The following is a 22,124-nucleotide window of genomic DNA, read 5'->3' as shown; positions in this document are numbered from 1 at the left end:
CCGGCCGAACCACCCAGCCAAGGAGAACCACCATGACGCACGCCCGACCACACCTCCTGCTCGCCGTCGCCGGACTTCTCGCCCTCGCCGCGTGCTCCTCCGCCGACGGTGCGGACGACCCCGCGGAGGATGCGGGGGCCGCGCCCGACGCCGAGGCCGCGGAGGCCGGCAGCGCCCTCGACCTCGCGGAGGTCTGCCCGGCGACCGTCGTCGTCCAGTGGGACTGGCAGCCGCAGTCCGAGCACGGCGGGACGTACGCGCTCGTGGGGTCGGACGCCGAGATCGACACGGACACGAAGTCGGTGCGCGGCTCGCTCGTCGCCCAGGGCGTGGACACCGGCGTGGACATCGAGGTGCGCACGGGTGGCGCGAACGTCGGCTTCCAGCCGGTTCCCGCCCTCATGTACCTCGACGACGAGATCACGCTCGGCGCGGTGAGCACCGACGTCGCGATCAGCTCCCACGAGGCACAGCCGACCGTCGCGGTGGTGTCCCAGATGACGAACAGCCCGCAGATCCTCATGTGGGACCCCGAGACCTATCCCGGCGCGACCACCATCGACGAGGTCGTCTCGCAGGGCGCCACCGTGGTGACCTCGGGCGACGTCCTGCCCGCGCTGCTCGCGCGGACGACGAGCTTCGACATGGCGGCCTCCGACACGAGCTACGAGGGGACGCCCTCGCGGTTCGTCTCCGACCCGTCGATCGTGCAGCAGGGCTTCGTCACGGCCGAGCCCTACATCTACGAGAACGAGGTCGACGCCTGGGGGCGTCCGGTGGCCTTCGAGCTTATGAGCGAGGTCGGGTTCTCGATCTACCCGCAGTCCCTCGCGGTGCGCGCCGACCGGGTCGACGAGCTGGCCGGGTGCCTGGAGCGGCTCGTGCCGATCTTCCAGCAGTCGCAGATCGACTTCCTCGCGGACCCGGGGCCGACGAACGACCTGCTCGTCGAGGTGGTGGAGCAGTACAACGTCGGGTGGACCTACTCCGCGGGCGTCGCCGACTTCTCGGCGGCCGCGCTGGTCGAGGAGGAGATCGTCACCGACGACCCGGCCACGGGGGTCTTCGGCCAGTTCGACGACGCGCGGATGCAGGAGATCGCCGACACGTTCCTCCCGCTGCTGCGCGACCAGGGCACCGTCACGCTCGCCGAGCTCGACCCCGCCGAGCTGTACACGAACGAGTTCATCGATCCGTCGATCTCGATGGGGGAGTGAGAGCCACGATGAGCACGACCACCGCCGCGGGCAGGCTCGCCGCCCTCATCGCCGACGAGCTCGGGCCGGACGCGGTCTCGACCGATCTCGACCTCGTCACCAAGGTCTCCTCCGACTGGTCGCGGATGTCGCCGATCCTGCAGGAGAAGCTGCCGGCGGGCCGCTACCTCGCCGACGCCGTCGTCCGCCCCCGGACACCCGAGGAGGTCGCCCGCGTCCTCCAGCTCGCCTACGAGGCCGGCGTCCCCGTCACGCCGCGCGGGGCCGGGACCGGGAACTACGGCCAGCTCACGCCGTTCTCGGGCGGGCTGAGCCTCGACCTCCGTGCGCTCGACGAGATCGCCGTCGACAGCGACGGGACGATGACCGCGGGTGCCGGAGCCCGGCTCACGGCCGTCGACGCCACCGGGCGGGCGGCGGGGCGGGACATCTGGATGTTCCCCTCGACGAAGGGCTCGACGCTCGGCGGCTTCCTCGCGGGCGGGAGCGCGGGCACCGGGACGATCGAGCACGGCACCACGACCGACGGGTTCGTGGTCTCGCTGACCGTCGCCCCGATGGACGGCAGCGGCCGGACGTTCACCGTCCACGGAGCCGACACCACGCCGTACATCCACGCGTACGGGGTCACGGGAGTGGTCACGAGCGCCACGGTCCGCACCGATCCCGCCCGCGACTGGTCGGCGGTGTACGCGTCGTTCCCGACCTACGACGGCCTCGTGGCCGCGCACCGCGCGCTCCTCACGCTGCCGGTGCTGCCGCGCCTGGCGTCCGCCGACGAGCCCGCCCTGGTCGCCACCCTCCCCGCGCCGACGCCGCTCGACGCCACGCAGCACAGCCTGCGCGTCATCGCCGAGTCCTCCACCGTCGATCAGGTGGCCGACCTGGTCGCCGCCGGCGGGGGCCAGGTCGTGGCGACCTACGACGAGTACGCCGAGACGGACCGGCTCTCGTCGATGTCCTACAACCACCCGATCTACTACTGGCAGCGGGAGGTGGGGGAGCCCGCATGCTTCCACATGGAGACCGGCGGGCGCGCGCTCTGGGACGACCCGGCCCGGGTCCGCGCCGTCTACCCCGGGACCCGGCTCCACCTCGAGCTCATGGGTGCCGAGCCGCTCGCCATGGTGGTGGGTGACTACGTGGACGAGCAGCAGGTCCTGGACGGGATACCGCTCCTGGAGGCCGCCGGACTCGGCGTCCACTCGCCGCACCAGTGGTACGTCGACCGCAACGTCGAGCTCGTCGCGGCCACGGCCGCCCGGACCGATCCGCTGGGGCTGCTCAACCCCGGCAAGCTCGTGCCGGAGCGGGCACGCACCGACACGCGCACGACGATCGGTGTGCGGTGACCGCGCCGACGCCGAGGGCCGCCCGCTGGGCCGACCTCACGTTCCCTGACGTCGCGGCCCTGCCCGAGAACACCGTGGCGGTCCTGCCGACGGGCGCGATCGAGCAGCACGGACCGCACCTCCCGTTGTCGACGGACCTCGTCACGGCCACCGAGGTCGCGACCCACGCCGCCGACGCGGTAGCCGCCGACGGCCGGGCCGACGTCGTCCTTCTCCCGGCACTGGCCTACACCAAGTCCGACGAGCATGCCTGGTCTCCCGGCACGATCTGGTTGTCGTGGGAGACCCTCATGTCGACGCTCGTCGACATCGGGCGCTCGCTCGCCGGATCGGGGATCACCCGGGTGCTCCTCGTCAACGGCCACGGCGGCAACGCCGCGCTCGAGCAGGTGGCGCTGCGCGAGCTGAGGCGGAGGTTCGGGCTCGCGACCTTCTTCGTCCCGGCCTCCGTCGGTGGAGAGGTCGCGCGGGAGCACGGCAATCCCAGCGAGCTCGGACTGGGGATCCACGGCGGCCACACCGAGACGTCGATGATGCTGCACCTGCGGCCGGAGCTCGTGCACATGGATCGTGCGGTCAGGCGGGTCCCGGAACGGCTCGACCGGTTCGAGGTCGTCGGCTTCGGCAGGCCCGCGAGCTTCGGGTGGCTGTCCGACGACTTCGGGCCGGACGGCCATGTCGGCGACCCGACCACGGCCGGTGCCGACGACGGGCGCGCCCTGTTCCGGGCCGCGGTGGACCAGGCCGCACGGGCGATCACCGAGGCATCGACCTTCTCCGTGACGTAGCGACCGGGCGCACACGTGGACGGCGCACAGCGAGGGGGACCGGAGCCCGGCCCCCCTCGCTGCGCGTCATCCACGGAGAACGTGGTCCGCCCGAACGGCCGGACCCCGCTCAGTCGGTAGTGCCCCGAGGCAGCGAGAAGAACCGGCGGTCCACGTAGGCGAGCGAGGTCGCCGACTCGTCGCGGACGCGGTGCACGCCTGAGACGGCGCCCAGCACCAGGACGTGGTCCCCGATCTCGGTCGCGCCGACGACCTCGCACTCGACCGCGCTGACGGCGTCCTTGATCAGCCACGGCAGACCGTCGGCGGTGTACCGGTGGGCGATCCCGCGGAACTTGTCCGGCTCGCGGGAGGCGAAGCGACGAGCGACGTCCTGGGCCTCGCCCGCAAGGACGTTGCCGACGAAGGCGCCGCGTGCGATCACGGTGGGCAGCGTCCGTGAGCCGGTGTCGAAGCAGACACCGAAGAGCGGCGGAGACATGCTCACGCTGAAGCCCGTGCTCACCGTCGTCCCGACGGGTGCCCCGTCGGGGGCGCAGCTGGTGACGACGCAGACGCCGGCGGCGAGTCCGGCCATGGCCGTGCGGAACGACGTGGCGACGCCGTCGTCGATGGTGCGTGCCGGTCGGGTGACGGTCATGGGTGCTCCTCGGTGGATGTTGATACCATCAACATCCAGGCTAGGACCGTGATGTTTCCCCGGTGTGACACCACGGAGGCGATCACTTCTCGCCCGTGGCTTCCGGCCCTCGGGCACGCGACGGCGACCGGACCCGCAGATGGGATGATCGGTCCCATGCTCAGCTGGACCACTGCCGGGGAGTCCCACGGCCAGGCGCTCGTCGCCGTGCTGCAGGGCGTGCCCGCCGGCCTGTCGATCACCTCCGACGAGATCGTCGCCGCGCTCGCCCGGCGCCGCCTCGGCTACGGCCGCGGGGCGCGCATGAAGTTCGAGACCGACGTCGTCACCCTCCTCGGCGGCGTCCGCCACGGCGTGACGATGGGCGGTCCGGTCGCAATGACGATCGGCAACGCCGAGTGGCCGAAGTGGTCGACCGTCATGTCGGCCGACCCCGTGGACCCCGCCGACCTCCTCGTCGACGCCGGCACCGGCGACGAGCGGGAGGTGGCCCGCAACCGCCCCCTCACCCGTCCCCGCCCCGGGCACGCGGACCTCCCCGGTATGCGCAAGTACGGGCTCGACGACGCCCGGCCCGTCCTCGAGCGCGCCTCCGCGCGGGAGACCGCCGCCCGAGTGGCGCTCGGCACCGTGGCCGCCGCGATCCTCGAGCAGGTCGCCGGCGTGCGGCTCGTCTCGCACACCCTCGCCGTCGGCCCGGTCCGGGTGCCCGACGACGCCCCCCTGCCCTCGCCCGACGACGTCGCCGCGCTCGACGCCTCCCCGCTGAGGTGCATCGTCCCCGGGGTCGACGAGGAGATGGTCGCCGAGGTCGACGCGACCAAGAAGGACGGCGACACCGTGGGCGGGGTCGTCGAGGTCCTCGCCTACGGTCTGCCGCCCGGCCTGGGCTCGTTCGTGTCCGGCGACGCCCGCCTCGACTCCCGCCTGGCCGGCGCCGTCATGGGCATCCAGGCCGTCAAGGGTGTCGAGATCGGCGACGGGTTCGCCACCGCCCGGCGCCGCGGCTCCGCGGCGCACGACGAGATCGTCCACGACGACGACGGCCGCATCGCGCGGACCACGAACCGCGCCGGCGGCACCGAGGGCGGCATGAGCAACGGCGAGGTCCTGCGCGTGCGCGCCGCGCTCAAGCCGATCTCGACGGTCCCGCGGGCGCTGTCGACCGTCGACGTCTCCACCGGTGAGGACGCGACGGCCCTGCACCAGCGCTCCGACACCTGCCACGTGGCGCCGGGCGCCGTCGTCGCGGAGGCGATGGTCGCGCTCGTGCTCGCGCAGGCCCTGCTGGAGAAGACCGGCGGCGACTCCCTCGCGGAGGCGTCCCGCAACCTGGCCGCCTACCTCGCCTCGTTCCCGGAGCACCAGCGGTGAGCGGGGAAGGGACGGCGCTGCCGATCGCCGGGACGCCGATCACCGGGACTCGGATCGCCGGCGTGCCGGTCCCCGGCCGCGGCCCCGACCTCGTGCTCGTCGGCCTGCCGGGTGCGGGCAAGTCCTCGGTCGGCCGCCACCTGGCGCGGATGCTGGGCACGTCCGTCGCGGACACCGACGACCTCGTCGAGCGCCGGGCCGGCCGCAGCGTGTCGGAAGTCTTCGCCGCGGCCGGCGAGGACGCGTTCCGGCAGCTCGAGCGCGAGGTGATCATCGATGCCCTCGGGCACGGGACCGGCATCCTCACGCTCGGCGGTGGCGCCGTCCTCGACCCGGACACGCGCGCCGACCTTGCGACGCGACGCGTCGTGCACCTGTCGGTCTCGCCCGAGCAGGCGCACGCGCGCGTGGGGACCGCCTCGACCCGGCCGCTGCTCGCCGACGACCCGGTCGGCCGGCTCACCGTGCTCGCCGAGCAGCGGGCCCCGCTCTACGACGAGGTCGCCACCTGGACGGTCGACACCGACGGCCGTGAGCTGACCGACGTCGCCGCCGAGGTCGCCACGCTCGCGACGGAGCCGACCGTGCTCACGGTGCCCGGCGCCCACCCGTACCGCGTGACCATCGGGCACGACCTGTCCGGCGAGGTCGCCCGCGCGATCCCCGAGACGGCGCGCCGCGTGCTCATCGTCCACCCCGAGGCGATGGCCGAGCGCGCCGGCCGGATCGCCGCCGCGCTTCGCTTCGGCGGCAGGGACGCGCACTCCTTCGTCCTGCCCGACGCCGAGGCCGCGAAGACGTGGGAGGTCGTCGGGCGCTGCCACGACCTGCTCGGCGAGCACGGCTACGGCCGTCAGGACGTCGTCGTCACGCTCGGCGGCGGGGCCACCACCGACGTCGGCGGATTCGTTGCGGCCACCTGGCTGCGGGGTGTCGGCGTCGTCCATGTGCCCACGACGCTGCTCGGGATGGTCGATGCGGCCGTCGGCGGCAAGACGGGTGTCAACACGCCGGCCGGCAAGAACCTTGTCGGCTCGTTCCATGCGCCGCTCGCCGTCGTCTGCGACCTCGACCTGCTGGCCACCCTGCCCCGGGCGGACCTGGCCGCCGGGCTCGCCGAGGTCGTCAAGGTCGGCTTCTTCGGCGACCGACACGTCCTGCGGCTCGTGCGTGCGCACCCCGAGGCCGCGCTCGACCCGGGCTCGCGCGTACTGCGCGAGCTGGTCGAGCGCGCGGTGGCCGTGAAGGCGCACGTCGTGGGGGAGGACCTGCGCGAGGCCGGGCTGCGGGAGGTCCTCAACTACGGGCACACCACCGGGCACGGCATCGAGCGCGCCTCCGGGTACGCGTGGCGCCACGGGGACGCCGTCGCCGTCGGCATGGTCGTCGCCGCCGAGCTCGCCGAACGGGTGGGTCTCGCGCGGCCGGGGCTCGCCGAGGGCCACCGCGAGGTGCTGAGCTCGCTCGGCCTCCCGGTGACCGTGAGCGGGCTTCCGTGGAGCGAGGTCCGTGCGGCGATGGGCAACGACAAGAAGGTGCGCGGCGACCGACTGCGGTTCGTCGCCCTGCGCGCCGAGGGCGATCCGGTCATTCTGGACGGGCCCGACGAGGTTGCGCTCGAGGCGGCCTGGGACACGGTGAGCGCGTGACCGGGGACGCGGGCGGGTTCGCGACCGGCGACGCTCCGATCGCCGGCGCGGACGGCGACCGGGCGCCGGAGACCGCGACGCCACGCGGCACGGGCACGATCGTCCTCGTAGGCGTGCCCGGGGCCGGGGTCTCGATCACGGCCGTCGCGGTGGGCGAGGCGCTGGGGATCGAGGTGCGCGACACCGACGAGCTCGTGGCCGAACGGCTCGGTGCCCCGGTGCACGAGCTCGTCGTCGACCTCGGCGAGGACGAGTACCGGGCGGCCGAGTCCGCTGTGGTGACCGAGGTGCTGGCGACGGACCCGCTCGCCAGGCCCGCCGTCGTCGGGCTGGGCTCGGGTGCGCTCGGCGCGGTCGCCGACCGGCTGGCCGAGCTGCGCGCCGAGGGCGTGCCGGTCGTCCACCTCCGGCTGACGCCGGGCACCGCGATGCGCCGGCTCGGTCTGTCCGGCCTTGGCTCGGTCGCGCTGCCGAACCCGCGGGCGATGTGGACGACCATGGCGGCCGAGCGGGACGCAGCTCTCGAGGCCGTCGCCAGCACGACGATCGACACGACGGCGATGGACCCGGACGAGGTGCGCGACGCCGTGCTCGAGGTCGTACGGGCGGGCTGACCGGCAGCTCGACCCCCGACCGGCGGGTGGGGCCCTGGCAGCTCGACCCCCGACCGACGCGCGGGGCGGCACCGGGCCGCCCCCCTGTCGTCAGCCCCGCGCGACGAGCCACTCCTCGAACGTCGGCCCGACCACCTCGGCGCCGGGTGCGCGGCCGAGCGTGCCGTCGCGGAAGGCGCGACCCATCCGTCCGGGCAGCGGGAGCGGGAAGGGCCGGATACGCCGCCCGTCCCCGGCCGCGTTCCCGGCCACGCGCCGGGTCATGTCCCACAGCGTCAGCTCCTCGGGACCGACGAGGTCGTGGCGGTCGCCCGCACGTCGCGCGAGCGCGCAGTCGGCCAGGACGTCGGCGACGGCGTCGAGCGCGACCGGGCGGATGCGCATGGTGGGCACCGCGACGAGGGGGCCGAGCCGCATACGGCCCAGGTTCTGCTCCGCGAACTCGAACCACTGGCTCGAGCGGACCACGACGAGGTGCTCGCTGACCTCGGCCGCCATGCGCTCCTGCGCGGCCTTGCCGGCGAAGTAGCCGTAGCCCTGCACCTCGGGCAGCTCGCAACCGACGATCGAGAGCAGGACGTGCCGCGCTCCGCCTGCGTTCGCCGCCCTCGCGACCGCCGTCGTGGAACGGGTGAAGAAGTCGGTCGCCGCCCGCGCGCTCGTCGTGAACCGGCTGGCTGCCTCGATGATGACGTCGTAGCCGCGGAGGTGCTCGAGCGGGTTGTGGCAGATGACGTCGTAGCCGGTGGACCTGGAGAGCTGGACGGCCGCGCCGCCCCGGTCGGTCACGGCGCGCTGGATGGCCCGCCCGGAGATCCCGCCGCCGACGATCGCGACCCGCATCGCTCTGCCCACCTGTCGGTCGTCCGCCGTCGGACGACATCGCGTGGGAGCCAGGCTAGGGGGAGCACGGCGGAGGCGCACGGGAGATACGTGGCAGGCCGTGCCGGATGAGGCCCAGCTTCTCGTCGCCGTCTCCACAGGTCCCCCCACTGCATGACCGTCCACAACCGTTGCAATTCCAAGGATTCGATGTCGGTGGTGGCCCGTAACGTAGCCACCAGATCGACCGACGCAGGGGTCTTCGCGACAAGGCGTGGCGCGGTCGGTGGACAGGGATCCGTCGGCGGTCAGTGACAGGACGGGGGAGGTGAGCGGTATGACGACGGAGTGGACGCCGGGCTCGGGCGAGGGTGGTCCCGACGGCGGCTCGCCGAGCGGCGACTCCGGCGTCCCCGTCGGTGCAGCCACGGATGCCGTAGAGCCGGTCATGCCTCCTGCCGCCCTTCGAGGTGCCGAGGGCATCGCCAGCTTCTCGCGCGCCCTGGCGGACCTCGAGGTCGCGAGCCAGGCCGAGGTGATCGCGGTCGTCTCCGCGGTCGAGTCGCTCAAGTGCGCCGCCGAGGCCCTGCAGGCGCGAGCCTCTGTGGCGCTGGAGGACATGCGTCGGGACGACGAGGATCACCGCGGTGTGCCGGCGGAGCTCCAGGGCAGGGGAGTGGCGGACGAGATCGCACTGGCGCGCCGCGAGTCGCCGAGCCAGGGCGGCGTACACCTACGTCTCGCCCGCTGCCTCACCACGGAGATGCCGCGCACCTTCGCGCTCATGGAGGCCGGTGAGGTGTCCGAGTGGCGCGCCACGCTGGTCGCGAGGGAGATCGCCTTCCTCACCCCGGAGGATCGCCGCGCCGTCGACGAGGCGCTGGCACCCGACCTCCCCGCGATGGGTGACCGGCAGGCCGGCAACCGGGCGCGCAAGCTCGCCCAGGAGCTCGACCAGGCCGGCGCCGTCCTGCGCATGCAGCGTGCCACCAGCGAGCGTCGCGTGAACGTCCGCCCGGCCCCGAACGGGATGGCCTATCTCACCGCCCTGCTCACCGTGGCGGACGCCGTGCGGGTGAAGACCACGCTCGACCGCGACTCCGGGAGCGCCGTCACAGCAGGCGCCGCCGACGGTCGGAGCAACGCGCAGATCGGTGCGGACCTCCTCGTCGAGCGCGTGACCGGCACGGACGTCAGCGAGCCGCGGGACGTCGCGCTCACCCTGGTGATGACCGACGAGACGCTGCTCGGCGGACCCGAGTCCGCCTGGCTGCCCGGGCACGGCCCTGTGCCCGCCGCGGTGGCCCGCGGCTACCTCTCCGAGGCCCAGGCGGCCGACGTGACCCTGCGCCGCCTGTGGGTCCGGCCCGAGAACGGGCAGATCGACGGCGTCGACTCACGTGCCAGAGGGTTCCCCGCCTCGCTGCGGCACCTCGTGAGCCTGCGCGACGACATCTGCCGCAACCCTTTCTGCGGGGCGGACTTCCGGCAGGTCGACCACGCCACCCCGTGGGCCGAGGGCGGAGAGACGAGCCTCGCCAACGCCTCGGGCCTGTGCCAGCGGTGCAACCTCGCCAAGGAGAACGCCGGCTGGACCCACGAGTCGACGGCGACGAGCCTCACCGTGACGACGCCGACCGGGCACCGCTACGCCGCGAGCCGATCCACGCTCGCCCAGAACGTCACCGACAGGCGGGTCGACTCGCTGAGGGCCCGCGTCGCCGCGAACCGGGAGGCACTCCGCGCGCACGACGAGGAGATCGCCCGCGAAAGGGCCGGGCCAACCGCCCCCGATCATCCCCTTGATCCTCTGCAATCAAGAACATAGCCTTGATCGCATGTTCGTCGTCACCGCCGATCAGAATCGGTCGACCCAGCGGGGGGTTCTCGTGGACGAGATCCTCGCCGAACTGGCTCCATGGCAGCGACGAGCGGGCCGCGCCGTCGTGCTCCCGTTCGAGCGGACGGTCGGCGACGAGGTTCAGGCCGTGCTCTCGAGCGCCCCCGCTGCGGTCGACGTCGCGCTGCGCCTCGCCCGCCTGGACTGGGCGGTGGGGGTCGGCGCCGGACCGGTGGACTCACCGCTCGCGGACAGCGCGAGCGCGTCGTCGGGGACGGCGTTCGTCCTCGCCCGGGACGCGGTGGAGACCGCGCGGAGCAAGGCGTCGCCGTACCCGATCGTCGTGCGGGGTGCCGACGAGGGAGCCGCCGAGGCCGCCACCGCCGTGCTCCACCTCGTCGGTGCCCTGAGACGCACGAGGTCCGACGCCGGCTGGGAGGTGTCCGACCGCCTCGTCACCGGCGTCACCCAGCGTGCCGTCGCCGAGGAGCTCGGCATCACCTACCAGGCGGTCCACGACCGGGTCCGGGTCGCCGGTGTCCGTGAGGAGCTGGCCGCGCTGCCGCACGTCGCCGGCATGGTCGCCGACGCCGAGGGGGAGACCCCGTGAACGGCTGGCTCCTCGGGCTCGTCACGGCCGGCCTCGTGCTCGTCGCCGCCGTCGGCGCCGCCCTGACGGGGAGCCCCATCGTCGCCCGGCTGCTGCGGCGCTTCACGGTGACCGGCGGTGGGAGGGAGGGGACGCCCGGACTCGTCACCCACCCCGTCGGCCTCGACCGCGGCGGGCAGTGGATCGGCTACCTGGAGCGCGCCGCTATCGCCGGCGGCCTGGTCACCGGCTTCCCCGAGGTCGTCGCCGTGGTCCTCGCGCTCAAGGGCCTGGGGCGCTATCCCGAGCTGCGTGCGGACCACTGCTCCGGCGTCGGACGCCGCGACGACGAGACCCCGATCGTCCTGCAGGGCGACCCTCAGGAGCGTCCGGTCCCGCCGCGTGTCGTCGTCGCCGGACTCACGGCCGAGCGCTTCATCATCGGCACGCTCGCCTCCTACCTGTGGGCGGCATCATGGGGGCTCGCGGGACTGGGTGTCCTCGTCGCGATATCCTGAACCGCTGCCCGGGCCCCTGCGGCCAGGCCGACGGCCGGTCGCGGGCCACGATCGCGGGCCCCGGCACCGACCACGCGCCCGGCGGGGCCGGGACGGCAGCATCGAGACAGCACGACCGAGACGACTCCCGACGCTAAGGACGGCACACGCATGGCATCGACGAACGACCTCAAGAACGGCATGGTGCTGAAGATCGACAACCAGCTCTGGTCGGTCGTCGAGTTCCAGCACGTCAAGCCGGGCAAGGGCCCCGCGTTCGTGCGCACCAAGCTGAAGAACGTCCTGTCCGGCAAGGGCGTCGACAAGACGTTCAACGCCGGCGTCAAGGTCGAGACCGCCACGGTCGACCGCCGCGACATGCAGTACCTGTACAACGACGGCACCGACTTCATCTTCATGGACTCCGCGACGTTCGACCAGATCCCCGTGCGCCCCGAGGTGGTCGGCGACGTCGCGAACTTCATGCTCGAGAACACCGACGTCGTCGTCGCCACCCACGACGATCAGGTGCTCTTCGTCGAGCTGCCCGCCTCCGTCGTGCTCGAGGTCACCGAGACCGAGCCCGGCCTCCAGGGCGACCGCTCCTCGGCCGGCACGAAGCCCGCCACCCTCGAGACCGGCTACCAGATCCAGGTCCCGCTGTTCCTCGAGCAGGGCGTCAAGGTCAAGGTCGACACCCGCTCGGGCGACTACCTCGGACGCGCCTGAGTGGGCGGAGAGACACCCGCGCGCGAGGACGACCAGGGCCTCGACCGCGCGCCGACCGGCTCCGCGCCGGTGAGTAAGGACGTCCCTGCGCAGGTGAGCGAGGACGAAGCTGTGCCGTCGACCGAGGACCTGCCCGCGCCGCTGACCGAGGACGAGCCGACTCCGGTCGAGGTCACGACCGAGGACGAGGTGCCCGCCGGCGCGGTCCGCGTGAGCGCGGACCGGTCGGACTCGGTACGGGGGAGCACCTCGGACACCCAGGGCGTGCGCAGGGCCTTCCACGCCACCGCCCGGACCAAGGCGCGTCACCGGGCGCTCGACGTCCTGTTCGAGGCCGACGCCAAGGGCCTGGTCACCGACGGCGACCGGCTGCTCGCCGTCCTCGCCGAGCGCGGTGGGCGCACGATCGCGCAGGACGGCCTGCCCGCCTACGCCGTCGAGCTCGTCGAGGGCGTCGCCGACCACCTGACGATCATCGACGAGATCCTCACCGCCACCTCCCACGGCTGGTCGCTCAGGCGGATGCCCGCGGTCGACCGTGGTCTGCTGCGGCTGGGGGTCTTCGAGGTCGTCTTCCTCGACGACGTCCAGGATGGGGTCGCCATCGAGCAGGCGACCTACCTGGCCGGCCGGCTCTCCACCGACGACTCCCCGCGGTTCGTCGGCGGCGTCCTCGGCGAGGTGTCCAGGAACAAGGACCTCTACCGGATCTGACCCGCGCCCGGCGTACCCTGGGCGCACCGACATCCTTTAACGATCTGTCCAGCGAGGCAGGGAAGGAGGTCACGGCACCATGTGCCCCGACCCGGCTGCATCCGCAGACCCCACATCCACATCACCCACGCCGGCCGGCGAGAGAGCCGGACGCGAGGTCCTCACCGCGAGCGACATCGACCGCTCGCTTACCCGCATCGCGCACGAGATCGTCGAGCGCAACCAGGGCACCGACGACCTCGTCCTGCTCGGCATCCCCACGCGCGGCGTCCCGCTGGCCGCCCGGCTCGCGGCCCGCGTCGCGCGCGCCGCCGACCTCGCCGAGCCGGTCCCGCACGGCTCGCTCGACACGACGATGTACCGCGACGACCTGCGCGACCACCCGGTCCGCGGCCTCGAGCGCACCGACATCCCGGTCGACCTCACCGGCCGCACCGTCGTCCTCGTCGACGACGTCCTCTACTCCGGGCGCACCATCCGCGCGGCGCTCGACGCCCTGTCCGACCTGGGCCGACCGCGCCGGGTCCAGCTCGCGGTCCTCGTCGACCGCGGCCACCGCGACCTCCCGATCCGCGCCGACTTCGTCGGCAAGAACCTGCCGACCTCCCGGGAGGAGAGCGTGCGGGTCTCGCTCGCGGAGACCGACGCGGGGATCATCGCCGCGACCGACGCCGGCGGCACTACCGATCGCACTGCCGACGAGGTCGCGGCCGCCATCCACACCGACGCCGGCACCCACGCCGTCGGCGGCACGCCGGAGTCCGTCCGGATCGTCGGGGAGGGGGACCGATGAGGCACCTGCTCTCCGCCGCCGACCTCTCCCGCGCCGAGGCCGTGCGCATCCTCGACACCGCCGAGCAGATGGCCGCCACGCAGGAACGGGAGATGAAGAAGCTCCCCACCCTGCGCGGCCGCACGGTCGTCAACCTCTTCTTCGAGGACTCCACCCGCACGCGCATCTCCTTCGAGGCGGCGGCCAAGCGCCTGAGCGCCGACGTGATCAACTTCTCGGCCAAGGGATCCTCGGTGTCCAAGGGCGAGACGCTCAAGGACACCGCGCTCACGCTGCGCTCGATGGGCGCGGACGGCGTCGTCGTCCGGCACCCCGCCTCCGGCGCGCCGCACCGCCTCGCGCACGCCGGCTGGACCGACGTCCCGATCCTCAACGCGGGCGACGGCACCCATCAGCACCCCACGCAGGCCCTCCTCGACGCCTTCACGCTGCGCCGCCACCTGCACTCGCGTGCCGAGGAACCCGCGCCCGGGGAGCCCCCGACCACCGACACCCCGGCCCCGCCGGGCAGCGACCTCGCCGGGGCGCGCGTCGTCGTCGTCGGGGACGTCCTGCACTCGCGGGTGGCGCGGTCGAACGTCGACCTGCTCACCACGCTCGGCGCCGACGTCACGCTGGTGGCCCCGCCGACGCTCCTGCCCGTGGGCGTGGGCGCCTGGCCCGCGCGCGTCGAGCACCACCTCGACGCCACCCTCGAGGCCGCGCCCGACGCGGTGATGATGCTCCGCGTCCAGCACGAGCGGATGTCCGCCGGCGGGGGAGGGTTCTTCCCCTCGGCCCAGGAGTACCACCGCCTCTACGGGCTCGACGCCGCCCGTCTCGCGCTCCTCCCGGCGCACGGCATCGTCATGCACCCCGGCCCGATGAACCGCGGCCTGGAGATCTCCGCCGACGCCGCCGACTCCGAGCGCAGCGTCGTCCTCGAGCAGGTCCGCAACGGCGTCGCCGTGCGCATGGCCGTGCTCTACCTCCTGCTTGCCGGCTCCGAAGGGACCACGTCATGACCAGCTACCTCATCACCGGGGCACGGCCCCTCGGCGGGGACCGGGCCGACCTCCTGCTCTCGGGCGGGACGATCACCGCCGTGGGCGACGACGCGGCCGCGCAGGCCTCGTCCGACGCCGTCCGGGTCGACGCCGACGGCCTCGTCGCGCTGCCCGGCCTCGTCGACCTGCACACCCACCTGCGCGAGCCCGGCCGCGAGGACACCGAGACCGTCCGCACCGGCTCCCGAGCCGCGGCCGCGGGCGGCTTCACCGCCGTCCACGCGATGGCCAACACCATGCCGGTGGCCGACACCGCCGGCGTGGTCGAGCAGGTCTGGCGCCTCGGCCGCGAGGCCGGCTACGTCGACGTCCGACCCGTCGGCGCCGTGTCCGTCGGCCTGGCCGGTGCCCAGCTCGCCGAGCTCGGCGCCATGCACCGCTCCGCGGCCGGCGTCACCGTGTTCTCCGACGACGGCCGGTGCGTGAGCGACCCCGTCCTCATGCGCCGGGCGCTGGAGTACGTCCGCTCGGTCGACGGCGTCGTCGCGCAGCACGCGCAGGACCCGCGCCTGACCGAGGGCGCCCAGATGCACGAGGGCGTCGTCTCCGCCGAGCTCGGCATGACCGGCTGGCCGGCGGTCGCGGAGGAGTCGATCATCGCCCGCGACGTCCTGCTCGCCGAGCACGTCGGCTCCCGGCTGCACGTCTGCCACCTCTCGACCGCCGGCTCGGTCGACATCGTCCGCTGGGCGAAGGCCCGGGGGATCGACGTCACCGCCGAGGTCACGCCGCACCACCTCCTGCTCACCGACGACCTCGTGCGCGACTACGACCCGCTGTACAAGGTCAACCCGCCGCTGCGCACCGCGGCAGACGTCGAGGCCGTGCGCGCCGGGCTGGCCGACGGCACGATCGACATCGTCGCCACCGACCACGCCCCGCACGCCGCCGAGGACAAGGACACCGAGTGGGCCGCCGGCGCGATGGGGATGACCGGGCTGGAGACCGCCCTGGCCGTGGTCACCACGACGATGGTCGCCACCGGCCTGCTCGACTGGGCCGGGGTCGCCCGCGTGATGTCGACCGCGCCCGCGAGGATCGGCCGCGTCGCCGACCAGGGCCGGCAGCTCGTTCCCGGCGCCCCCGCCCACCTCACCCTCGTCGACCCGGCCGCCCGACGCACCGTCGACACCGCGGCGCACGCCTCGCGGTCCCGCAACTCGCCGTTCGCGGGCCGCGAGCTGGGTGGCGCCGTGACGCACACGTTCTACGCCGGCCGGGCGACCGTCCTCGACGGGTCCCTCGTCGACGACCTCGCCGGCATGCCCGAGAAGAAGGAGTCCTGAGTGAGCGCCGAGCGCACACCCGCCCTGCTCGTCCTGGAGGACGGCACCACCTACCGAGGATCTGCCTGGGGCGCGGGCGGCCGCACACTCGGTGAGATCGTCTTCTCCACCGGCATGACCGGCTACCAGGAGACCCTGACCGACCCGAGCTACCACCGCCAGATCGTGGTGATGACGACGCCGCACGTCGGCAACACCGGCGTCAACGACGAGGACGACGAGTCCGACCGCGTGTGGGTCGCCGGCTACGTCCTGCGCGACGCCGCCCGGCGGTCGTCCAGCTGGCGGGCCACCGGCGGGCTCGAGGCGCGCCTGACCGCCGAGGGCGTCGTCGGGATCTGCGAGGTCGACACGCGCGCGCTCACCCGCCACCTGCGCGAGGCGGGCGTCATGCGCGCCGGGATCTTCTCCGGCTCCGCGCTGCCCGCGGGCGCCGCGGACCTGCACCCGCAGGCCACCCGGGTCCTCGTCGACGTCGTCCGGGACGCTCCGGCGATGTCCGGCTCCGACCTCGCGGGCGAGGTCTCCACCGGTGAGCGGTACACCATCGAGCCCGACGGCGAGCCCGTCGCCACGGTCGTCGCCGTCGACCTGGGCATCAAGGCCCGTACGCCCGCCCAGCTCGCCGAGCGCGGCGCGCGCGTCCACGTCGTCCCCCGTGACACCACGCTCGCCGAGGTGCTCGCGCTGACGCCGGACGGCGTGTTCTTCTCCAACGGCCCCGGCGACCCGGGCGCGGCCGAGCACGAGGTGGAGCTGCTGCGCGGCATCCTCGACGAGCAGATCCCGTTCTTCGGGATCTGCTTCGGCAACCAGCTCCTCGGCCGGGCCCTCGGCTACGGCACCTACAAGCTCGCCTACGGTCACCGGGGCGTCAACCAGCCGGTCCTGGACAAGGCGAGCGGCCGCGTGGAGATCACCGCGCACAACCACGGCTTCGCCGTCGACGCCCCCGTGGAGGGGGAGTCCGTCGCGCCCTACGACGACGGCCGCTACGGCCGGGTCGAGGTCAGCCACGTCGGCCTCAACGACCAGGTGGTCGAGGGCCTGCGGGCGCTGGACCTGCCGGCGTTCTCCGTCCAGTACCACCCCGAGGCCGCCGCCGGACCGCACGACGGCGAGCACCTCTTCGACCGCTTCCTCGCGCTCATGGCCGCCCACCGCGGCGCCGAGCCCGCGACCCCCACCACCTCCGAGGAGAACTGATGCCCCGCCGGACCGACCTGAGCTCCGTCCTCGTCATCGGCTCGGGCCCGATCGTCATCGGCCAGGCGGCCGAGTTCGACTACTCCGGAACCCAGGCCTGCCGCGTGCTGCGCGAGGAGGGCCTGCGGGTGGTCCTCGTCAACTCCAACCCGGCGACGATCATGACCGACCCGGAGGTCGCCGACGCGACCTACGTCGAGCCGATCACCCCCGAGGTCGTCGAGGCCATCCTCGTCAAGGAGAAGCCCGACGCGATCCTGCCCACCCTCGGCGGCCAGACCGCGCTCAACACCGCGATCGCGCTCCACGACTCCGGCGTGCTCGACCGCCTGGGCATCGAGCTCATCGGAGCCTCGGTCGACGCCATCAACAAGGCGGAGGACCGCTTCGCGTTCAAGGAGGTCGTCGAGCGCGCCGGCGGGGAGTCCGCCCGCTCGGTCATCGCGCACTCGATCGACGAGGTGCACGCCGCCGCCGACGAGCTCGGGCTCCCGCTCGTGGTCCGCCCGAGCTTCACCATGGGCGGCCTCGGCTCGGGCCTGGCCCACACGCGCGAGGACCTCGACCGCATCGCCGGCGCCGGCCTGCACTTCTCGCCGACCACCGAGGTGCTCCTGGAGGAGTCGATCCTCGGGTGGAAGGAGTTCGAGCTCGAGCTCATGCGCGACCACGCGGACAACGTCGTGGTCGTCTGCTCGATCGAGAACGTCGACCCGGTCGGCGTCCACACGGGCGACTCGATCACCGTGGCGCCCGCCATGACGCTGACCGACCGCGAGTTCCAGCGGATGCGGGACATCGGCATCGCGGTGCTGCGGGAGGTCGGCGTCGACACGGGCGGCTGCAACGTCCAGTTCGCGGTCGAGCCGAGCACGGGCCGCATCGTCGTCATCGAGATGAACCCCCGCGTGTCCCGGTCCTCCGCGCTGGCCTCGAAGGCGACCGGCTTCCCGATCGCCAAGATCGCAGCGCGCCTGGCCATCGGCTACACGCTCCCGGAGATCCCGAACGACATCACCGGCTCCACGCCCGCGAGCTTCGAGCCGGCGCTGGACTACGTGGTCGTCAAGGTCCCGCGGTTCGCGTTCGAGAAGTTCCCCGCCGCGGACCCCACGCTCACCACCACCATGAAGTCCGTGGGCGAGGCCATGGCGCTCGGTCGCAACTTCACCGAGGCGCTCGGCAAGGCGCTGCGCTCCCTGGACCAGTCCGGCCAGCAGTTCCACTGGCGCGGCGAGGCGCCCGCCGGTGAGGAGCTGACCGCACTCGTCGCCTCGACGGCCACGCCCACCGAGCACCGCCTCGTCGACGTGCAGCAGGCGATCCGCGGCGGCGCGAGCGTCGAGGAGCTCTTCGAGGCGACCTGGATCGACCCGTGGTTCCTCGACCAGATGGTGCTCGTCGAGGAGGTCGCCCAGGAGGTGGCCGGCGCGCACGCGCTCACCTCCGGCGTCCTCGCGCGGGCCAAGCGGCACGGCCTGTCCGACGTCCAGATCGGGGAGCTGCGCGGCCTGTCCGAGGACGCCGTGCGCGAGGTGCGCCGGGCGTTCGACCTGCACCCGGTGTTCAAGACGGTCGACACGTGCGCCGCCGAGTTCGCCTCGCAGACGCCGTACCACTACTCCGCCTACGACGCCGAGAGCGAGGTCGCGCCCCGGGAGAGGCCGGCCATCATCATCCTCGGCTCGGGCCCCAACCGGATCGGGCAGGGCATCGAGTTCGACTACTCGTGCGTGCACGCCACGCTCGAGCTCGCCGACCGGTTCACCACGGTGATGGTCAACTGCAACCCGGAGACGGTCTCCACCGACTACGACATCTCCGACCGCCTGTACTTCGAGCCGCTGACGTTCGAGGACGTCATGGAGGTCTACCGCGCCGAGCTCGCCGCCGGCCCGGTCGAGGGCGTCATCGTCCAGCTCGGCGGCCAGACGCCGCTCTCGCTGGCGCAGCGCCTCGCGGACGCGGGCGTGCCGATCCTCGGCACGCCGCCGCAGGCCATCGACGCGGCCGAGGACCGCGAGATCTTCGGCCGCGTCCTCGACGACGCCGGGCTGCCGTCCCCCGCCCACGGCACCGCCGTGACCCCGGCGGACACGCTCGCCGTGGCGGGATCCATCGGCTACCCGGTGCTCGTGCGGCCCAGCTACGTGCTCGGGGGCCGCGGCATGCAGATCGTCTACGACGAGGCCGACCTCACCGACTACCTCGCCGACGCCACCGTCCACGCCGGCGACGCGACCCGTCGCGCGGCCCCGCTGCTCGTGGACCGGTTCCTCGACGACGCCGTGGAGATCGACGTCGACGCCCTGTACGACGGCACCGAGCTCTACCTAGCCGGCGTCATGGAGCACGTCGAGGAGGCCGGCATCCACTCCGGCGACTCCTCGTGCGTGCTGCCGCCCGTCTCGCTCTCCGCCGGCGAGATCGCGCGCATCCGCGACTCGACCGAGGCGATCGCCGCAGGCGTCGGCGTCCACGGGCTCATCAACATCCAGTTCGCCCTGGTCTCCGACGTCCTGTACGTCATCGAGGCCAACCCGCGCGCCTCGCGCACCGTGCCGTTCGTCGCCAAGGCCACCGGCGTGCCGCTCGCGCGCGCCGCGGCGCGGGTGATGGCGGGGGAGTCGATCGCCGACCTGCGGGCGTCCGGGCTGCTGCCCGCCGTGGACGCCTCCACGATCGACCTCGGCTCCGCGATCGCCGTGAAGGAGGCCGTGCTGCCCTTCAAGCGGTTCGCCACCCGCGAGGGACAGGTCGTCGACTCCATCCTCGGGCCGGAGATGCGCTCCACGGGTGAGGTCATGGGGGTCGGTCCGACCCTCCCGGTCGCCTTCGCCAAGTCCCAGACCGCGGCGTTCGGCGGGTTGCCGAGCGGCGGTCGGGTGTTCGTGTCCGTCGCCGACCGGGACAAGCGGGACATCGCCGGGCCGGCCGCCCGGCTCGTCGACCTCGGGTTCGAGCTCCTCGCCACCGAGGGCACCGCGGCGGTCCTCCTGCGCCACGGCATCCCCTCGACGACGGTGCGCAAGCACTCGGAGGGGCGGGGACCGAACGGCGAGCCGACGATCATCGACCTCATCACCGACGGCTCGGTGGACATGGTCATCAACACCCCCAGCGGGCAGGGCTCGCGCGCGGACGGGTACGAGATCCGTACCGCGACCACGGCCGTGGACCGCGCGATCATCACGACGACGGCGCAGCTCGTCGTCGCGGTGCGCGCCATCGAGGCCGAGCGGGCCGGGGCGTTCGACGTCGCCTCCCTCCAGGACCTCGACGCCGCGCGCGACGAGCGCCTCGGCCTGGGCCGGGCGGGCGCCGCCGCTCCTGGCAGCGCCGCTCCCGGTAGTGCCGCTCCCGCGGCCGGGGCGAGCGCATGACGCAGGCCGGCGGCGAGTCGGCCGGCGACGCGTCATCCGGGCGCCACGCACCTGCTCCCCGCACAGGGTTCGGCGAGCGGCTCGCCGGCGCGATGGACGACCACGGGCCGCTGTGCGTCGGCGTGGACCCGCACGCCGGCGTCCTTGCGTCCTGGGGGCTGGCGGACACCGCCGACGGGGCGCGCGAGCTCGGCCTGCGCGTCGTCGACGAGGTGGCGGGCTCCGTGGCGGCCCTCAAGCCGCAGTCGGCGTTCTTCGAGCGGCACGGCCCGGCCGGCTGGGCGGCCCTGCAGGAGGTGCTGGTGGCCGCGCGCTCGGCGGGCGTGCTGACGATCCTCGACGTCAAGCGGGGCGACATCGGCTCGACGATGGCAGCCTATGCGGCCGCGCACCTCGCCGACGACGCCGCGATGCCCGCGGACGCGATCACCGTCTCGCCCTACCTCGGGCCCGCCTCGCTCGACGAGACCGTCCAGCTCGCGCACGCGGGCGGTCGCGGCGTCTTCGCGCTGGCCCTCACCTCGAACCCGGAGGGCTCCGCGGTTCAGCACGCCGGCGGCCCGGGCAGGTCCGTGGCGGGTCAGGTCGCGGCCTGGGCAGAGGCGACCAACGCCCGTCTGGGCGCCGAGGCGTCGCCGGGGCCGGTCGGCCTCGTCGTCGGGGCCACGATCGGCACCGCGGCCACGGACCTCGGGCTCGACCTCGACGGGTTCGGCGGGCTGATCCTCGCCCCGGGAGTCGGCGCGCAGGGCGCCGGCCCCGACGAGCTGCGTGCCGTGTTCGGACCCGCCCGCCACCGGGTGCTCGCCGCCGCCTCCCGGGCGGTCCTCGCCGCCGGTCCGCAGCGCGGCGCCGTCGGCAGCGCCGCCCGTGAGACCGCCGCCGTGGTGACCAGCGCGCTGCGCGGACGGTGAGCCCCGGCCCGCGGGACGATCGTCCGGGCGACCCGCGGGGCGACCGCCTGCGACACCCGAGGGCCGACCGCCGGGGCGACCCGCGCGCGGCGCGGTGGCAGGGCGGCGGAGCACCCGCAGGGGGAGTGCGGCGGACCGGCGACGCGCCGTTCACCGCGTCGTCGCCCACGCGGTACGTCCCGGATGCCCGGACGGACCTGCGTGTTCATCTGGCGTGACCCGCGTCTCCCGGGCTAGGGTCAGCCTCTACTCCGGACCGGTGTTCACCAACTGACGAGGTGGTCGTTGTGACAGTCCCCCCGCTCACGGCCGACGAACGGGCTGCGGCCCTGGCCAAGGCCGCCGAGGCGCGTCGCGTGCGCGCCGAGGTCAAGTCCCAGCTCAAGGCAGGCGCCCTGCAGCTCTCGGACGTGCTCAGCCGCGCACCGGACGACGAGGCGCTCAACAAGCTCAAGGTCGTCGCGCTGCTCGAGGCGATGCCCGGCGTCGGCTCCTCCACGGCGCGGGCGATCATGGCGGAGTTCAACATCGCCGAGTCCCGGCGCGTGCGTGGGCTCGGCCCGCACCAGCGCTCGCGGCTCGTCGAGCGGTTCGGCTGACGATCGCGACCGGCGACTGACGACCGTGCCCGTCGACCTGACACAATGACGCGGTGCCGAACGAGACGCCAC

Annotated in this window: 20 protein-coding genes; 18 read left to right on the top strand and 2 right to left on the bottom strand. The window is 73.7% G+C overall.

What is annotated here, in order from left to right; all coding sequences use genetic code 11:
* Positions 1-32: 32 nt before the first annotated feature.
* The 3 genes from AC24HA_RS10180 to AC24HA_RS10170 are packed head-to-tail and all read left to right on the top strand — an operon-like array spanning position 33 to position 3,357.
* Positions 33-1,217, top strand: coding sequence for a hypothetical protein (locus AC24HA_RS10180; protein WP_425709491.1), 1,185 nt, complete (start codon positions 33-35; stop codon positions 1,215-1,217).
* Positions 1,218-1,225: 8 nt separating this feature from the next.
* The gene (locus AC24HA_RS10175; protein ID WP_425709490.1) at positions 1,226-2,569 is read left to right on the top strand and encodes an FAD-binding oxidoreductase; all 1,344 of its coding nucleotides are present in this window, start codon (positions 1,226-1,228) and stop codon (positions 2,567-2,569) included.
* Entirely contained in the window at positions 2,566-3,357 is a 792-nt protein-coding gene (locus tag AC24HA_RS10170; RefSeq protein WP_425709489.1) for a creatininase family protein, read from the top strand. The genes AC24HA_RS10175 and AC24HA_RS10170 overlap by 4 nt, the downstream gene beginning before the upstream one ends.
* Before the next feature lie 109 nt (positions 3,358-3,466).
* On the opposite strand, the gene AC24HA_RS10165 is transcribed toward AC24HA_RS10170, so the two are convergent.
* A complete protein-coding gene (locus AC24HA_RS10165; protein ID WP_425709488.1) occupies positions 3,467-3,997 on the bottom strand; it encodes a flavin reductase family protein in 531 nt (176 codons plus the stop codon).
* A 156-nt stretch (positions 3,998-4,153) separates the two neighbouring features.
* Between AC24HA_RS10165 and aroC the strand changes: the two genes are divergently transcribed.
* The 3 genes from aroC to AC24HA_RS10150 are packed head-to-tail and all read left to right on the top strand — an operon-like array spanning position 4,154 to position 7,634.
* On the top strand, positions 4,154-5,371 hold the full coding sequence (aroC, locus tag AC24HA_RS10160) for a chorismate synthase (RefSeq protein WP_425709487.1): 1,218 nt from the start codon (positions 4,154-4,156) through the stop codon (positions 5,369-5,371).
* Entirely contained in the window at positions 5,368-7,020 is a 1,653-nt protein-coding gene (gene aroB, locus AC24HA_RS10155; protein ID WP_425709486.1) for a 3-dehydroquinate synthase, read from the top strand. Before aroC ends, aroB begins: the two co-directional genes overlap by 4 nt.
* Complete coding sequence (locus AC24HA_RS10150; protein ID WP_425709485.1) at positions 7,017-7,634, top strand: shikimate kinase; 618 nt, start codon at positions 7,017-7,019, stop codon at positions 7,632-7,634. Before aroB ends, AC24HA_RS10150 begins: the two co-directional genes overlap by 4 nt.
* A 90-nt stretch (positions 7,635-7,724) precedes the next feature.
* Here AC24HA_RS10150 and AC24HA_RS10145 read toward each other — a convergent pair whose 3' ends face one another.
* A complete protein-coding gene (locus AC24HA_RS10145; protein ID WP_425709484.1) occupies positions 7,725-8,477 on the bottom strand; it encodes an SDR family oxidoreductase in 753 nt (250 codons plus the stop codon).
* A 316-nt stretch (positions 8,478-8,793) separates the two neighbouring features.
* On the opposite strand from AC24HA_RS10145, the gene AC24HA_RS10140 reads away from it, so the two are divergent.
* The 12 genes from AC24HA_RS10140 (at position 8,794) to mihF (ending at position 22,052) form a co-directional block, all read left to right on the top strand.
* Positions 8,794-10,284: an HNH endonuclease gene (locus AC24HA_RS10140; RefSeq protein ID WP_425709483.1), complete on the top strand. Its 1,491-nt coding sequence runs from the start codon at positions 8,794-8,796 to the stop codon at positions 10,282-10,284.
* Between the two features lie 10 nt (positions 10,285-10,294).
* Positions 10,295-10,906 carry a hypothetical protein gene (locus tag AC24HA_RS10135; protein ID WP_425709482.1) on the top strand — a complete coding sequence of 204 codons (612 nt, stop codon included), beginning with the start codon at positions 10,295-10,297 and terminating at the stop codon, positions 10,904-10,906.
* A complete protein-coding gene (locus tag AC24HA_RS10130) occupies positions 10,903-11,403 on the top strand; it encodes a hypothetical protein (protein WP_425709481.1) in 501 nt (166 codons plus the stop codon). Before AC24HA_RS10135 ends, AC24HA_RS10130 begins: the two co-directional genes overlap by 4 nt.
* 150 nt (positions 11,404-11,553) lie before the next feature.
* On the top strand, positions 11,554-12,111 hold the full coding sequence (gene efp / locus AC24HA_RS10125) for an elongation factor P (protein WP_425709480.1): 558 nt from the start codon (positions 11,554-11,556) through the stop codon (positions 12,109-12,111).
* A 93-nt stretch (positions 12,112-12,204) separates the two neighbouring features.
* On the top strand, positions 12,205-12,825 hold the full coding sequence (gene nusB / locus AC24HA_RS10120) for a transcription antitermination factor NusB (protein ID WP_487563497.1): 621 nt from the start codon (positions 12,205-12,207) through the stop codon (positions 12,823-12,825).
* A gap of 79 nt (positions 12,826-12,904) precedes the next feature.
* Positions 12,905-13,618, top strand: a complete 714-nt coding sequence (gene pyrR / locus AC24HA_RS10115; protein WP_425709478.1) for a bifunctional pyr operon transcriptional regulator/uracil phosphoribosyltransferase PyrR — start codon at positions 12,905-12,907, stop codon at positions 13,616-13,618.
* On the top strand, positions 13,615-14,622 hold the full coding sequence (locus AC24HA_RS10110) for an aspartate carbamoyltransferase catalytic subunit (RefSeq protein ID WP_425709477.1): 1,008 nt from the start codon (positions 13,615-13,617) through the stop codon (positions 14,620-14,622). Before pyrR ends, AC24HA_RS10110 begins: the two co-directional genes overlap by 4 nt.
* On the top strand, positions 14,619-15,950 hold the full coding sequence (locus AC24HA_RS10105) for a dihydroorotase (protein ID WP_425709476.1): 1,332 nt from the start codon (positions 14,619-14,621) through the stop codon (positions 15,948-15,950). Before AC24HA_RS10110 ends, AC24HA_RS10105 begins: the two co-directional genes overlap by 4 nt.
* The gene (gene carA / locus AC24HA_RS10100; protein ID WP_425709475.1) at positions 15,951-17,156 is read left to right on the top strand and encodes a glutamine-hydrolyzing carbamoyl-phosphate synthase small subunit; all 1,206 of its coding nucleotides are present in this window, start codon (positions 15,951-15,953) and stop codon (positions 17,154-17,156) included.
* Positions 17,156-20,539: a carbamoyl-phosphate synthase large subunit gene (carB, locus tag AC24HA_RS10095; RefSeq protein ID WP_425709474.1), complete on the top strand. Its 3,384-nt coding sequence runs from the start codon at positions 17,156-17,158 to the stop codon at positions 20,537-20,539. Before carA ends, carB begins: the two co-directional genes overlap by 1 nt.
* Positions 20,536-21,453 carry an orotidine-5'-phosphate decarboxylase gene (gene pyrF, locus AC24HA_RS10090; RefSeq protein WP_425709473.1) on the top strand — a complete coding sequence of 306 codons (918 nt, stop codon included), beginning with the start codon at positions 20,536-20,538 and terminating at the stop codon, positions 21,451-21,453. Before carB ends, pyrF begins: the two co-directional genes overlap by 4 nt.
* 287 nt (positions 21,454-21,740) lie before the next feature.
* A complete protein-coding gene (gene mihF, locus AC24HA_RS10085) occupies positions 21,741-22,052 on the top strand; it encodes an integration host factor, actinobacterial type (RefSeq protein ID WP_425709472.1) in 312 nt (103 codons plus the stop codon).
* Positions 22,053-22,124 lie beyond the last annotated feature (72 nt).

The sequence above is a fragment of the Georgenia sp. Z1491 genome, assembly GCF_057652395.1.
Note: the sequence above shows the minus strand (reverse complement) of the source record. Positions and strands in the feature narration are given on the sequence as shown.